Genomic DNA, 14,640 nt, shown 5'->3' with positions numbered 1-14,640 from the left:
ACAGCCCCAGAATTATTTTGTTGGTAGCAGATATTAATTTTTTATTAATTTTGATCATAAGACCTTATCCCTACCATGATTAAAAACTAATACAAACAACCATTCGACAAAATAAAGAATAATTTACATTCATTCTTAGCCATATCCCCTGATTGTTAATGGGATTTAACTAAAATCGATTGTCATGGCATCGGGGAATAATTTTCAGAATTTGCATTTTCAATAACAAAAATTATATGCTAGTGTGATCTACCTTAACCGGTTGAAAAAAACAGGGTGTGTGAAATAAAAAAAGGGAGTTGGGGGCTTGCAACAAATTCACCGTTTGAGTAGAAGGGAAATCAAAACCATACTACACCATACCGGCAATGTGTGTATTCTCCTGGCAGCTGCCATGTTAATTCCCATTTTAGTTACCTTTATCTACAACGAACCAAAATATATTGCTTCTTTTCTTTATTCAGCTATTATCAGTGCGGTTATTGGTTTTCTTCTGGTGAAGCTCTTCAGGGTGGAGATGAAGATGACCCTGAAAAGTGCCATGATCTTCTCCACCATCATCTGGCTGGTTGCCTGTGCACTGGGTTCATTACCCTACTATCTTTCTGGAGAGTTATCCTACCTTAACTCCTATTTTGAGGCTATGTCTGGGTTCACCACTACTGGTTTCAGCATGTATTCCAATGTAGACGCTGTTTCTTATACCATGAACTTCTGGCGAGCTTTCACCCAGTGGATCGGCGGTTTGGGCATTATATTCCTTCTCCTTGCCCTGTTAAGATCCACTGGTGTGGATGTTATGCGCCTTTACATGGCCGAAGGCCGGGAAGAAAGATTAGTACCCAGTATCAAGCATTCCACCAGAATTATAGTTTACATGTACTCTTTATTCACCTTAATAGCCATAGCTCTCTTTTTCATCGCCGGAATGCCCCTTTTTGACTCGGTTTTTCATGCATTCACCACTCTCTCCACTGGAGGGTTTGGAATGCACAACAGTAGTCTTCTGTTCTACAACAGCGTCTGGATAGAAATTGTGGCCATGATCATAATGATGATCGGTGCTACCAACTACGCCCTGCACTACACTATTCTCAGAGGGAACTGGAGGGAGTACTTTAAGGATATTGAAACCAAGGTGGCCTTCACTCTCATAATCATTTCCACCGCCCTGGTGACCTTCATGCTCTACAACAACCAGGTTTACGGTAATGACTTACTTCTTAACTTAAGGTTCAGTCTGTTCCAGATGGTCTCCGCCATCACCACCACCGGATTGCAGACTGCGTTCTATCCCGATATCCTGAGTAAGTGGATTGGTCTGGGTACCTTCCTAATGACCATAATCATGATTATCGGTGCCGGATCCCTGTCTACCGGTGGAGGTATCAAATGGCTCCGGGTGGGTATACTCCTTAAAGGAATATCCTGGCAAGTGAAATCTTTCATATTACCGGGTAAAACAGTTATGGCCAAGAAACTGCACCACGTCACTGAATTAAAAATAACTGACGATGTGATACGCTTAACCGGAGCATTTCTATCCACTTACCTGGTGGTGTACATTGTAAGTGTGATCATCGTCCTGATTTACTATCCCGATATTTCCCGGGTGATATTTGAGGTAGCCTCTGCCCTGAGTAACGTGGGGCTCTCCAGTGGAATTATGACCCCTGATTCCCCGGCACTGGTAAAAATAGTATTCATAATCGATTTCTGGATGGGAAGACTGGAGATATGGCCGGTTTTACTTCTGATAGTTATTGCCATTAACAATGTAATTAGAAGAAGATAACTACTTATTTTTTGTTCAGAAAATAAACAATTAAATAAGTATACCCCAATAGGAGGGATTGTATGGGACATAAACAGGTAGAGCTTAAAGTTGATGATGATTTTTATATTCTGGTAGATGAAGGTATAGAGGATATTGTTAAAAACTTCTTTCACTGGGAAATTGAAACCTGTAATTCATGTATTGATTATAAAGGGTCAGTGTGGATTGAATTTTGCGCATATGAAGATTGGGAACAATTTCTACAGCTGGCACTCCGTAATAAAATCAGTTCATCCGGTAAAACCCCTGGAAAAGAAACACTGTGGGATTTCCTTCAGGAAAAATCCCGGGTAAATCTGGTTTTTGATGAAGAATTAATAGATGACCCCAACAGTGAAGAAGGAACAATTGGAACCGGGGTTCTAATAATCTGTGTTGGTTTAAAATTCCCTAAAGAATTAATGGGTGAGTTTAGAGAATTATTCTTTGAAGTTTTCCCCCCAGAATAATTTTATTTTTCTTATTTCTTTAAATAGAATAAAGCGATTATATCCTCGCAAACTGGATATTACCTGATTAAGACTAGTTTTTTAAGTTCTAAGGAAGATTACATTTATTTTTTTGATACTATTTCCCGACTATACTTACGAACGAACGTTAGTTTTATATACCATGAAGCCAACCTTGATACTATGAGACTAACGAACGTTAGTTAAAAACTCGGTGTATTACCATGAAGAATCAAAAGTCAGGCCAAGAATCCAAACCTACCAAAGAGAGAATATTCGATGTGGCCCTTGAATTATTCTCAGAGAAGGGTTTCGACGCTGTTTCGGTACGTGAAATAGCACGAGAAGTAGGAATACGAGAAAGTTCAATTTACAATCATTATAAAAACAAAGAAGCCATCCTGGATACTATAATTGACCATTTCGTGTCCAAACTCCACTCCAGTGGTTATTCTGAGGAAGAAGAAACAAAACTCCTGGACCAGGACCCGGAAGTGTATTTACAGCAAGGGGCCCGGATGTATCTGGAACAGATCAACACCCCTGAGATGGAGAAGATATGGCGCCTGGTTTCCATTGAAACCTATCACAACGAAAAAATAAGGGAATTTTTCAAGAAAGAGCTTCTAGAAGCCCCTCTAAATATTTGGGAGAACACTTTCCAGATGATGATAGAAAAAAAGATGATCAAACCTTTAAACCCACGGACACTGGCCCATGAATATTTCTCATTCGCCATCTACCTGTTCTTTGAGTACTACTTCCTGAAGTACGATGAAGACTTCGATTCATTCATGGACCTGGCCCTGGAGAAAATGGCCAAACACAATGAATTCTTCCTGGAAGCCATTAAAATCTAAAAATCCAAAAAAAGGCCATTAAAAATAAAAACACCTAAAGAAGTGAGAATATGAAAATTTTAACCATTATCGGAAGCCCCCGCCGGAAAGGAAACAGTTATCAGGCCGCCCGTCAAGTGGAAGAGGAAATGAAAAAGAGGGGAGATTACGAATTTGAATACCTTTTCCTTAAATATACCGATCTCCAGGCATGCCGGGGATGTTTTAACTGTGTCTCCCGGGGAATTGAGTTCTGCCCCCTCAAGGATGACCGGCAAATGATCCAGAATAAAATGGCAGAAGCTGACGGCCTGGTCCTGGTCTCACCAGTGTACGTTATGACTGTCTCCGCCCTACTGAAGAACTTCATTGACCGGGTGGCCTATCTCTGCCACCGCCCGGCATACCACGGTAAGAAGGCCCTGGTACTGTGCACCACCGGAGGAGTGGGAGGTAAGGAAACACTGGATTACATGGAAAAGATAACCGAAGCATGGGGATACCAGGTTAATGGTAAATGTGGTTTGACCACAGCCCCCTGGCCTGCAACCCCGGGCCTGCAAAAGAAAAACAAAAAGACACTGGATAAATCAGTGCAAAGATTTGACCAATCCCTGAAATCTGCAGGAAAAGAAAGATCAGGAAAAATTAAGGTGAAAATTATGGATTATGTCAGTTTCCGGATCTTCCAAACCATTTCCCGTGAGGTACGGGAGTACATGCCGGCCGACTACCAGTTCTACCAGGGTAAAGAGTACTACCAGCCTGCCAGGATAGGCCTTTTAACCAGAGCAGTGACTGGAATCCTGTTGAAGGTGATATTCTTCATGATGAGAGATATGGGGCCCGGAGAAGAAAAAAATTAGTAAATCCCCACTAACCTTAAAAATGTTAATTTGAAGTTTCACATTATTGAAGTTCAAATTAAAATAATCAATAATTTTATATATGATTAGTTAATATTATCAAATAACCAAGCAGGAATCGTCAAGAAACCTGTTATTCCGGTGGAACAATGAAGGCTAAAAAATTAAAAATGGAAATAAAAACAGCTAAATTTTCGTTTCCCATTCCAGCGTTACGTTTTTCAACGTTGAAATGGATTTCCAGATTGATACTCAAATACGGGCCTTCCAAAATGAAGGAAGGCTGGTGGCCACCATCTGGTGAACACCACACCGGGGAGTTCTTAGAAAATATAACCCCCCAAGATGTGGAAATAATCCTGGACCAGTTGGAACAAGAAGAACCCTTTGAACTGGTGAACATCGACACCTGCGATGAAAACCAGGAAAAAGTGGTAGTGAAGATCTACACGGTGTAAAAAAAGGATTATACACATATTAAGAGGAGATGAATGGATTTGAAACGTGAAGTACCGGGAAACTGCCCTATCTGTAAGAGTGAAACCAAAGTCACCGAGATCTACTGTAAAAACTGTGACACTACCATCCGGGGCGAGTTCGAACTCTGCAAGTTTTGCCGATTGAACGAAGAACAAAAATACTTCATCGAGGTTTTCATCAAAAACCGGGGTAATATCAAGGAAATAGAAAAGGAACTGGGAATATCCTATCCCACAGTGAGGAACAAACTGGATGAAGTGATTTCCTCCCTGGGATACAAACTGGAAAAACCAGCCATCAATCAGAAGGAGATCCTGGAAAAACTCAGTAAGGGAGAAATCAGCAAGGATGAAGCCATGAAGTTGTTGAACAAATGAGGATAAAAAAGGAGTTAGGAGGAGTAATAATGTCTAAAAATGTATCGGAAGAGAAAATGCAAATATTAAAAATGGTAGAAGATAAAAAGATAACAGTAGAGGAAGCAACTGAGCTTTTAGCTACTCTGGATAAAGATGAGGAAATTATCCCTCGAAAAGATGTTAAATGGTTAAAGGTCCGAGTTTACACCCTGGATGACCAGCCCAAGGTGAACGTGAACATACCCATTTCCCTGGTGGATGTGGGATTGAAACTGGCCAAAAAATACGACCCCAAACTGAAGGAATCTGGACTGGACAAGATCGACCTGGACGAGATCTTAGACGCCGTTAAAAACGGGGCGGAAGGCAAACTGGTGGATGTCATTGATGAGGAAGAACAGACCAAAGTCAAGGTCTACGTGGAATAAAACCAATAAACAATGCGAATGCTCAAAATAACGGATTAAATTATTAGAAGATATTTAGGGAAGGAATATGCAAAGTAACACTGCCAACCATGACTTAAAATCCAGAGAGAACCCTCCTAATCCCCGGGTTCTCCTGGTGGGTTACAATGGTGCCAATAACACCGGGTCCGAAGCACGGCTCCTGGCCATAATCGAGGATGTCCGGAGTTTACTGGGATCCCAGGTGGAGATCACTGTACCCACTTTGAATGAGGAGAACCTGCGCCGTTATTTAGCCGAAGATGAACATCTGCACATTGCCCCCATACCTTCTATCTTCTTCCTGGCCATTGATAAACTGGTAAAGCAACATGACCTGGTGCTCCTGGTAGAAGGCAGTTGTTACATGGACACCTGGACTTCCGCCCTGCTCTGGGCATTTTTATGGGCTACCCATAGTGCTCACCGGCAAAATAAACCCTGTGTGGCCTATGCCGTGGACGCCGGAGAACTATCTCCCCTAAATCGCTGGCTGGTTAAACGGGAAGCCAGTAAAACTGACCTCATCATCACCCGAACCAGACACGCCCTGGAGAGACTACAAAAAATTGGGGTGACGGCACCAATTACCTCCACTGCTGACTGTGCCTACACTTTCCAGGAAGATAGCAAAGATCATGATTTTCTGAACAGTTTATGGCCGGAAACCTCCGAGGGTACGGTTGGCCTGGCAGTGGTGGACTTTTCACTCTGGCCAGTGGTTATCCGGCCCTGGGGACGTGAAGAAAACCTTTACAAGTGGCCTTACTATTTTTCCCGTTCCCCGGAGAGGATGAAGATCCGGGAAAAACTCATGGAAGGATGGGCCCGGACAGCAGATGAAATAATCCAGAAACACCACAAGAAGGTGGTTCTCATCTGTATGGAAGAACTGGACCAGCCCTTGGCTGAGGATATTCAGGAAAGAATGGAAAATAAGGATAAATGTAGAATAGTTTCATCCCGCCAATACAATGCATCCCAGATGACAAGCATGCTGTCTGGTCTGGATTTACTGGTTACCTCCCGTTATCATTCGGCGGTACTCTCCCTTCGTGCCGGTGTTCCCCAGATAGCAGTGGCCCATGATCCCCGGCTAACCTCACTCTACCAGGATCTCCACCTCGACCAGGACTATCTTATATGCCACGATGACCCCCATTTATGGGAAGATCTCCGAGGTAAGGTTGATTTACTCCTAGGAGATAGTGATTTGCAGAAAGATAAACTGGAACCAGGACTAAGCCAACAGCTTACTCTATCCCAAAAGAACCGGATCATTCTGGGGAAGTTCCTTAAAGAGAAAAATATCATCTCATAGTTTTACACTCAAAATTCATCCATGATTACATTCAAAAATAAGTAAATAGAAATATGGTGGAACAGATGCCAACCCGTGTGTTACTTTCTGGAGCCAATGGTTTTCTGGGAACCCAGATCGCTCGTCAGCTGATCAATCTCCCGGGAATTGAAATTTTAGCCATGGTAAGATCTAAAAACAGAGAACATGGCCTTACACGTTTGAAGAGAGCCTGGAGTGACTGGGATGAACTTCTTGATGCATTGAAAGACAGGGTGACGGTGATCCCCGGTGATGTCACCCGGGAGGATCTGGGTATGGTCCGTCAGGATTACCAGGACCTGGCTTCAAGCATAACCCATATTATCCACACCGTGGCTGACCTCCGCCTCCATGCACCGCTGGAAGAACTCCGTCTGACCAACGTGGATGGTACTTGCCATTTACTCAAACTTGCCGACTTGGCCAGAGAAAATGGAATTTTCAGACGTTTTTCACATGTATCCACAGCATATGTAGCCGGTAAACGTGAAGGGCTCATAGTTGAAGATCCTTACCCTGAAAATATTTCAAAAGAACATCCTAAGGGAAAAGGATCTCATCATGAGAATAATCCAGAAAAACCTCTGGCAAATAATGGTTTCTTCAGTAACTACGAGGAGAGTAAATACGAGGCCGAAAGGGTGGTCCGTGAATCAGGTGTGCCCTATTCTATCTTCCGGCCAGGAATGGTGGTGGGAGATTCCAAGACCGGTGAAATAAAAACATTCAACACAGTATATGCCCTGTTCAAACTTTATCTAAAGGGCAAACTGCGTTTTATTCCCACTAATTCATCTCTCACCCTGAACATGGTCCCGGTGGATTACGTGGCCCATGCCATCAGTAATTTAAGTTTCAATCAGGAGGCAGAAGGCAGAACCTTCCATCTCACCGCACCCCCTGATACATTACCCTCCATTAAAGAACTCCTGAACCAGGTACGGGTGTGGGCCCGGGAAAAATTGGATGTTAAACTCCCCCAACCCGTTTTCATCCCGGCAGCGCCCCTTATTCAGCGAATAACCCCATCTTCATCACCCGGATCAGGGGTCCTGAATATTCTATTCACCCTGGCCCCTTACCTGGATGAGAAACACACTTTCAGCCGGGAAAATACCGAGAATCTTCTGGGCCCCTTTAAACTGAAATGGGAAGAATATTTACCCCACCTCCTGGAATACGCTGCTTATCATGGTTTTTTCCATCGTTCGGAACGCACTGTCCATGAACAGGTTCTCTATCGCCTGGGAGGGCGCAGTTATCCTGTGAAATATTATGATATCACCGTAGAGGGTATCCAGGAGAAACCTGCACTCCAGGTGCGTGAAGATATCATTTCCGCTTATCATTCACTTAAAGAGTCTGGTGTTGGTCCGGGGGATCGGGTGGCCCTGGTGGGTTTAAACAGCACCCGTTACCTGACCCTGGACGTGGCTATCGGATTAGCAGGGGCAGTTAGCGTACCCCTCTACTACACCAGTCCACCCATTGAAATAAAAAACATTTTAAAAGCCAGTGAAGCTAAATTACTGTTTATTGGTACTCCTCATCTTATGAAACGCCTGTCAGAACTGGATCTGGACCTGGAAATCATCTCCTTCTGCCGGGAATCACAGCCCATCCCCGGGAGTATTATGTCCTGGTCACAGTTCCTGGAAAAGGGTAAGGACCGGGAAACGGGTGAAAAAAGTACAGTATTTCCCCAGTCACCAGTGGATTTTGATGACCTGGCCACCATCCGTTACACCTCGGGTACTACGGGAACACCCAAGGGTGTTACCTTCAACCAGGGCCATATGAGGTGGATGGCCGAGGCCATGGCTTCACTGCCTCCCTGGGAGGACCGGAACCGTGAAGTACGTTACCTCTCATTTTTACCCATGAACCATGTGGTGGAGGGCATACTGGGGACCTATTCCCCTTATTATGCTCCGGCTCCCCTGAAGATATACTTCCTGGAGGACTTTAACCAACTGGCTTCCGCACTCCCCCTGGCAAAACCCACCATATTCTTCTCCGTACCACGTTTTTATGAGAAGTTATGGTCCCAGTTGAAGGAATCCTTCCTGGGGAACCATTACGCTCATCTAAAACCTGGAATACTGAAAAAAATACTTAAACCATTGGTGCACAGGGTATTCCTGAGTAAAGCGGGCCTGGACCGCTGCTCCCAGCTAATAGTGGGCTCGGCCACTTCCAGCCAGCACCTGATCCAGGATTACCATGAACTGGGAGTGGAGATCCACAATGCCTACGGTTTGACCGAAGCCCCCCTGGTTACCCTGAACCGGAGGGGAGCCAACCGGATAGGTACTGTGGGTGAACCCTTACCCCAAACCCATTTGCGAATAGCTGGAGACGGGGAAGTCATGGTTAAGGGCCCCCAGGTCACCCCGGGCTACTTTGAATCGGATATAACCCCTCCAAAGAAGGAGGGTTGGCTTTTAACTGGGGATACTGGATTTGTAACCCCAGAGGGTAGTCTGGTTATAACCGGACGGAAGAAAGAACTTATAATAAATTCTTACGGTAAGAGTATCGATCCCCTTCGTATTGAGGCATTGCTTCGTGATGCCCCGGGAACCAATGAGGTGATGCTGGTGGGTGAGGGTAAACCCTACCTCATTGGTCTTTTCTGGGTGGAAGAAGAACACCATCCCCACGATATAGAGGAAACCATCCACCGCGTCAACCAGGATCTTTCCCGACCAGAACAGGTTAAAAGATGGGCCTTACTCCCCAATGACCTTTCCATTGATGGAGGGGAACTCACCGCCAACATGAAACTTAAAAGGGAGATAATCACCCAGCGCTACCAGGATGTGATTGATTCCCTCTACCAGAAAACATCTCACCCCCTCATCCTGCACCAGGGCCAGGTGGAGGAAGGATGATGGGAATTAGGCTGCGAATTCTGTCCTGGTGGACACCGGAGTGGTTACTGAAAAAGGGGCTGGATGAACTGGCCAGTTCCACTATCCATGGACTGGGAGAACTTTTATGCGAAAATTCCTCTCCGGAAAATAATGAAAATTACCATAAACAAGTAATTTTGAATGGTAATCTGGATGAAAAAAGAAAATTGATGGCTCGTGCCCATAATAAACTGGTGGAATCCCTGATAGAGAATGTAGGGAAGGATGAAGCCATTTCCCAAGGGAGGCAAGTTATGTTCCAGAAAGGATTACTCCTGGGACAGAGGTTTAGAAAGATTTTAGGTGTGGGAAACCATCTGAACGACCTGATTAATGCCGCCCGAATCCTGTACTCAGCACTGGGTATTGATTTTCAGGTTGAAGAAAACAAAAGGGGCGAAATAACTATGGTAGTTAACCACTGCAGCCTGGCCCGAGATTACAATCCCCCAACCTGCCAAATTCTTTCTGCTGCTGATGAGGGTGTTGTGCAGGGTTTAAACCCCAATATCAAGATGGAGTTCACCCAGAAGATCACCGAGGGGTGTTCTCATTGTTTGGCTTCTATTAAGTTGATGAATTAAAAAATTAATCAGGGAAATATGAGGATTTGAGAAAAATGAAAACTATTGTGGTGGGTAGTGGTGCTGGAGGGGCAACTGTAGCTCGAGAATTGCAATCAAGAGGTTTTGATGTTTTAATACTGGAGGCCGGGCCTCCTTTCAAACCATTCACCCGACATATATCCTGGGCAGAGCCACTGCGCCGTTTCGGACTCCTGGGAGGAGAAGGTACCTTCAAACATTTCTTCCCCTCCATGGACATACAGCGCTCTTCCCGGGAACTGATACTGGTGAGGGGCCTTACAACAGGAGGGTCAACTGTCTTATCCTGTGGTAACCTGGTGAGAGCAGATCAGGGATTGGAAGAGATTGGTCTGGATTTAACCCCGGAATACGATGAACTGGAGGGTGAGTTAAATCCCACTATCATTCCCCCGGATACTTGGAGGCCAGTGACCCAGGATATGTTCCAGTCTGCGGAAAATCTGGGTTTAAATCCGAAACCCACCCCTAAAGTTGTTAATAAGGATAAATGCAATTATTGTGGTCTTTGTGAGCTTGGATGTTCCCGTGGAGCGCGTTGGGATTCACGGAAGTTCCTTAATGAAGCTGTGCGGAATGGGGCCATCCTTAAGAGCAGGTCTCCAGTGGAAAAGGTTATCATCGAAAAGGGAAGGGTAACTGGTGTTGTAACCAGGGACAGTAAACAATACCATGCAGATGTGGTGGTTCTATCAGCAGGAGGTATTGGAACTGCTCAGATACTCAAAAACTCCGGTTTAAAGGCCGAGGATCATTTGTGGGTAGACATCGTCTTAACCCTGGGGGGAGTCTTACCTGGTGCCCGGCAACTGGAAGAACCACCCATGGCCTGGTACACCCAGCAGGAAGATTACATTCTATCCCCTTACCCCGATATCCTCTCCCATTACTTCCACAAACCCTGGAGGAAAGTTCCCATCCAGGATCGGGTTGGATTGATGGTTAAACTGGCCGATGTTGAAGAAGGCGCGGTTTATGAGGATGGAAGGGTTGACAAATCCTTGACTGACCATGACCAGCAGAGATTGGATAGGGCCATCAGCCAGGCCCAGGAAGTTATGGAAGGAGCTGGAATTTCCGGACCCTTTGTTAGAGGTGTTCCTAATGGAGGGCATCTGGGGGGAACAGTTCCCCTTAAAAAGGAGGATGTACCTGATATGAAACCTTCATGGCTCCCAGATGGACTGTGGGTGGCTGATCTTTCCCTGGCACCACATTCCCAGGGATTGCCCACCATATTACTCACCGCGGCCCTGGCACTGAGGGTGGCCAGGAATATCCATAGAAACTTCGATGATAGAATTTAATGATATAAAAACAAATAGATTAGTATGAAAGAAATTTACACTGAAATCGAGATCAATGCTCCGGCCAGGGCAGTGTGGAGTATACTGAATGATTTCGACCGATTCCCCCAGTGGAATCCCTTTATGAAACGATTTTCCGGAAACCTCCAGGAGGGAGCAAAGCTCGAAATCTTTATAAACCCCCCGAATTCCAGGGGAATGACCATTAAGCCAGAAATCCTGGAGTATAAGCCTGGTAAAAAATTAAGATGGCTGGGGGTGCTCGGGGTACGGAGACTCTTTGATGGAGAACACAGCTGGACCACCGAAGAAATAAATGAAGATAAGACCTTATTTATCCAGAAAGAAGTTTTTACCGGACTGTTAGTTCCACTGGGATCCGGTCTGCTTAAAAACACGGCCACTGGTTTTGAAATGATGAACCCGGCCCTGAAAGAAGAAGCTGAAAAAGAGCAGTAGAATTGTGAGATAGTGAAGGTTAGTTCATTAGTATATTTTCTAAAAAAACCCTTAATGATTTTATAATAAAAAAAATAAAAAAATGGTTTTGAAGGTTGAAAATGAATAGTCAGGAGGAGTTCTAGATTATAAAACTCCTCCAGCACCACCCATATTCTTCCCAGTTATGGCACTAATGGTTATTTCACCTATACTGGTTCCATTACTTATTACCGGTACTGTGTATACCAGTTGTCCCTCTATTTCACTGAGTTGTGGTGTTCCTACCTGGGCACCTGTTTCTTTAACGAATTTCGCGGCTATCTCTTGGGCTTCTTCTGGAGATATAGTGACATTGGTTCTGTTGTTTTCGGGTATTTTCTGGTTCTCCTGGTGTTCAGTGTTGTTCTCTGGTATTCCCGCGGCAAAGAGTGCCAAGGCCACCACGGTTAACACGGTTAACATCACCGCCAATAAAACCAGGAGCCTTGTTGATTTTTTAATCATTTTAGCTCCTGGTTTTAGAAGGGTAGACTGGTGTAGTAGCCTTTAAAGGTGTAGGTTGCCGTGTTCCAGTTGTTGATAACTCCCAGCTGATTTCTAGAACTGGTGGCATCTGCAACTAGCCACTGCCCGTCGACATAAAGAATTGCCCAGACATGCCCGTACCAGCTACCACTACTGAATTGACAGTACCCATGGACGTATCTGGCAGGTATTCCTGCTGCTCTTTCCAGAGCTATTAACAAGTGAGCAGTGTCCACACAGTTACCCCCACCGGAGTTTAAAGTACCTACAGCACCTTTCACCGTGTTGTAGTAAAACTCATAGCCGATGTTGTCTCTAACCCAGTTAAAGATCAGCACTGCTTTTTGGTAAGGGGTGGATGCTCCGGCAGTTATACTGTTGGCCAGGGCAATGATGGCTGCATTATCCGCTTGGCAGTTGGCAGTAGCTGCCAGGTACTGTTCAAATCCAGCAGGTAGTTTATAAACTACCATTGCCCATGATTTGATTCCAGTTACCGAAGATGGCAGCTGTTGATTGGTGTTGTAGTAATCCAGTAGACGACTGTAGGTGTAAATGAGGTTGTAGAATCCCATTTGACCCAGACTAGTCGAGGCATAGGTCGGTGCAATTTGGTTGGTTTCCAGGTATGTTTTAATACTCTGAGCTACTTGCACCAGTTCGGTGAGTCCCATGCTACCCGAAGATGTTTGATCACTGTTGGCGGAAACACTGGCTTTTTGCAGGTAAGTGACGGAGTTGTCGTTGTTGTTAATTTTTACTGTTGCCGTGGTTAATAGGTACAGGAACTGGGCCCTATTAATTACTACTCCGCTTATGGTGATGTATTCCGGCATGAAACCGTTTCCATCCACAAAAGCCCGTACATCGGTGGCCACTTTACTGATTTCCTGGTTGGTGAAGTAGTCGTCGTAGATGGGTATGTTCTGGGTGGTCCATCCCTTTAGTATTATGGTAGCCGGCAAGGTCTTGTGCAGGTTGTACTGCTGAAGCACCCGGCTGTACATGTAGATAAGGGATTTAAAACTCACTGTTCCCAGAGAAACCGTCATACTGCTGGGTCCTTCCTTATTCTGTTCAATATAACTTTTGATATATTGAGCTAACTGTACATAACTATCTGTGCTTAAATTACCAGAAGTTAATGCATCATTAACTGTTGTAGAAGGTAGGACCGCAGTTACTGGATTAACAGAACCTGAACTGGAACTGTTGATCAAGATGGTGGCTGCAGCCAGTAGATGCAGGAATTGGGTCTGGTTGAGGGCTACTCCCCCCACGGTTATCCATTCAGGCATGTAACCGTTTCCATCCACAAAATTTTTGACATCAACAGCTGCACTGGTTATTTCGGCAACTGTGAAACTCGTTTTATCAGTTATGGGTATGTTTGCTGTTTTCCAGGGTTTCACGTTAATTACAATAGGTAAATCCTGATTTACACTGTTAAGGTTGAGTATTCTGCAGTACATGTACAGTAAGGACTGATAACTCATGGTTCCCAGAGATGTGGAAACCGAACTTGGTGCTTTTTGATTGGATTCAATGTAGTTTTTGATGGTATTGGCGAGAGTTAAGTATTCACTGGAAAGTAAACTACCCCCAGTTACGGTTTCACTGGAAGTTCCAGGTACGCTGGCACTTATAAGACTTATCAACGAGGCATCACCGCTGTTGATGTGCAAAGTTGCGGTGGCAATTAAGTACAGGAACTGTGACTGGTTAACCATCACTCCATTGACGGTGATGTACTCGGGTAAGTACTTGTTTCCCTCCACAAATCTCTTAACATCATTGGCCGCTTTAGTGATTTGTTCTACAGTGAAGAACTCATCCATAATGGGCATGTTTGTGGTAGACCAGGAGCGAATGGTAACTAATGCCGGAAGTTTGTTGCTATCTTCCTTGTAATTACTTAGCACACGGGAGTACAGGTAGATTAAAGACTCAAATTTCACATTCCCTAGACTGGTGCTGATGGTTGCCGGGGCCTGACCATTACCCACTATGTAAGTTTGAATGGTCTGTGCCAGAGCTAAATACTCTGTTTCATTAAAAGTCCCGGGAGTAACCGTTTCTGTGCCACTTCCCGGCTGTTTAACATTAACCAGAGTCAGTGTACTGGTATCACCGTTACCAATCTTCAGCAAAGCCTCAGTTAACAACTCTAAGAAAGTAGCCTGATTAACCACAATCCCGTTAACCGTAATGAACTCCGGAAAGTACTTA

The 14,640-nt window shown here is 44.6% G+C and carries 14 protein-coding genes; 12 read left to right on the top strand and 2 right to left on the bottom strand.

All coding sequences use genetic code 11. The features are described 5' to 3' along the window. Positions 1–307: 307 nt before the first annotated feature. The 12 genes from QC759_RS01040 to QC759_RS00985 all read left to right on the top strand — a co-directional run bounded on the left by QC759_RS01040 (position 308) and on the right by QC759_RS00985 (position 11,904). Positions 308–1,795 (top strand): TrkH family potassium uptake protein, encoded by a 1,488-nt coding sequence (locus tag QC759_RS01040; RefSeq protein WP_048072611.1) that lies wholly within the window; start codon positions 308–310, stop codon positions 1,793–1,795. A gap of 62 nt (positions 1,796–1,857) precedes the next feature. Beyond that, entirely contained in the window at positions 1,858–2,286 is a 429-nt protein-coding gene (locus QC759_RS01035; RefSeq protein WP_048072612.1) for a hypothetical protein, read from the top strand. Positions 2,287–2,510: 224 nt separating this feature from the next. After that, on the top strand, positions 2,511–3,146 hold the full coding sequence (locus QC759_RS01030) for a TetR/AcrR family transcriptional regulator (RefSeq protein ID WP_048072613.1): 636 nt from the start codon (positions 2,511–2,513) through the stop codon (positions 3,144–3,146). A 50-nt stretch (positions 3,147–3,196) separates the two neighbouring features. Next, the gene (locus QC759_RS01025; RefSeq protein WP_048072614.1) at positions 3,197–3,991 is read left to right on the top strand and encodes a flavodoxin family protein; all 795 of its coding nucleotides are present in this window, start codon (positions 3,197–3,199) and stop codon (positions 3,989–3,991) included. A gap of 149 nt (positions 3,992–4,140) precedes the next feature. After that, positions 4,141–4,449, top strand: coding sequence for a hypothetical protein (locus QC759_RS01020; RefSeq protein WP_048072615.1), 309 nt, complete (start codon positions 4,141–4,143; stop codon positions 4,447–4,449). 33 nt (positions 4,450–4,482) lie between these two features. Then, positions 4,483–4,848 (top strand): DUF2089 domain-containing protein, encoded by a 366-nt coding sequence (locus QC759_RS01015; protein ID WP_231553457.1) that lies wholly within the window; start codon positions 4,483–4,485, stop codon positions 4,846–4,848. 29 nt (positions 4,849–4,877) lie between these two features. After that, positions 4,878–5,258: an SHOCT-like domain-containing protein gene (locus tag QC759_RS01010; protein ID WP_048072616.1), complete on the top strand. Its 381-nt coding sequence runs from the start codon at positions 4,878–4,880 to the stop codon at positions 5,256–5,258. A 67-nt stretch (positions 5,259–5,325) separates the two neighbouring features. After that, positions 5,326–6,597, top strand: a complete 1,272-nt coding sequence (locus QC759_RS01005) for a polysaccharide pyruvyl transferase family protein (RefSeq protein ID WP_048072617.1) — start codon at positions 5,326–5,328, stop codon at positions 6,595–6,597. A 65-nt stretch (positions 6,598–6,662) separates the two neighbouring features. Further along, complete coding sequence (locus QC759_RS01000; RefSeq protein WP_279844708.1) at positions 6,663–9,512, top strand: AMP-binding protein; 2,850 nt, start codon at positions 6,663–6,665, stop codon at positions 9,510–9,512. Then, the gene (locus QC759_RS00995; protein WP_276699745.1) at positions 9,509–10,117 is read left to right on the top strand and encodes an L-2-amino-thiazoline-4-carboxylic acid hydrolase; all 609 of its coding nucleotides are present in this window, start codon (positions 9,509–9,511) and stop codon (positions 10,115–10,117) included. Before QC759_RS01000 ends, QC759_RS00995 begins: the two co-directional genes overlap by 4 nt. A gap of 35 nt (positions 10,118–10,152) precedes the next feature. Then, positions 10,153–11,445, top strand: a complete 1,293-nt coding sequence (locus tag QC759_RS00990; RefSeq protein ID WP_048072619.1) for a GMC family oxidoreductase N-terminal domain-containing protein — start codon at positions 10,153–10,155, stop codon at positions 11,443–11,445. A gap of 24 nt (positions 11,446–11,469) precedes the next feature. Next, the gene (locus QC759_RS00985; protein ID WP_048072620.1) at positions 11,470–11,904 is read left to right on the top strand and encodes an SRPBCC domain-containing protein; all 435 of its coding nucleotides are present in this window, start codon (positions 11,470–11,472) and stop codon (positions 11,902–11,904) included. A gap of 126 nt (positions 11,905–12,030) precedes the next feature. Here QC759_RS00985 and QC759_RS00980 read toward each other — a convergent pair whose 3' ends face one another. Then, entirely contained in the window at positions 12,031–12,390 is a 360-nt protein-coding gene (locus QC759_RS00980; protein WP_048072621.1) for a PepSY domain-containing protein, read from the bottom strand. Positions 12,391–12,404: 14 nt separating this feature from the next. Next, positions 12,405–14,640: transglutaminase-like domain-containing protein (locus tag QC759_RS00975; protein WP_279844701.1), on the bottom strand; the 2,236-nt coding region annotated here is incomplete at its 5' end.

The sequence above is a fragment of the Methanobacterium formicicum genome (genome assembly GCF_029848115.1).
In the GTDB taxonomy this organism is placed as follows: Archaea; Methanobacteriota; Methanobacteria; order Methanobacteriales; family Methanobacteriaceae; genus Methanobacterium; species Methanobacterium formicicum.
This window is presented reverse-complemented; position numbering and strand designations above follow the sequence as displayed.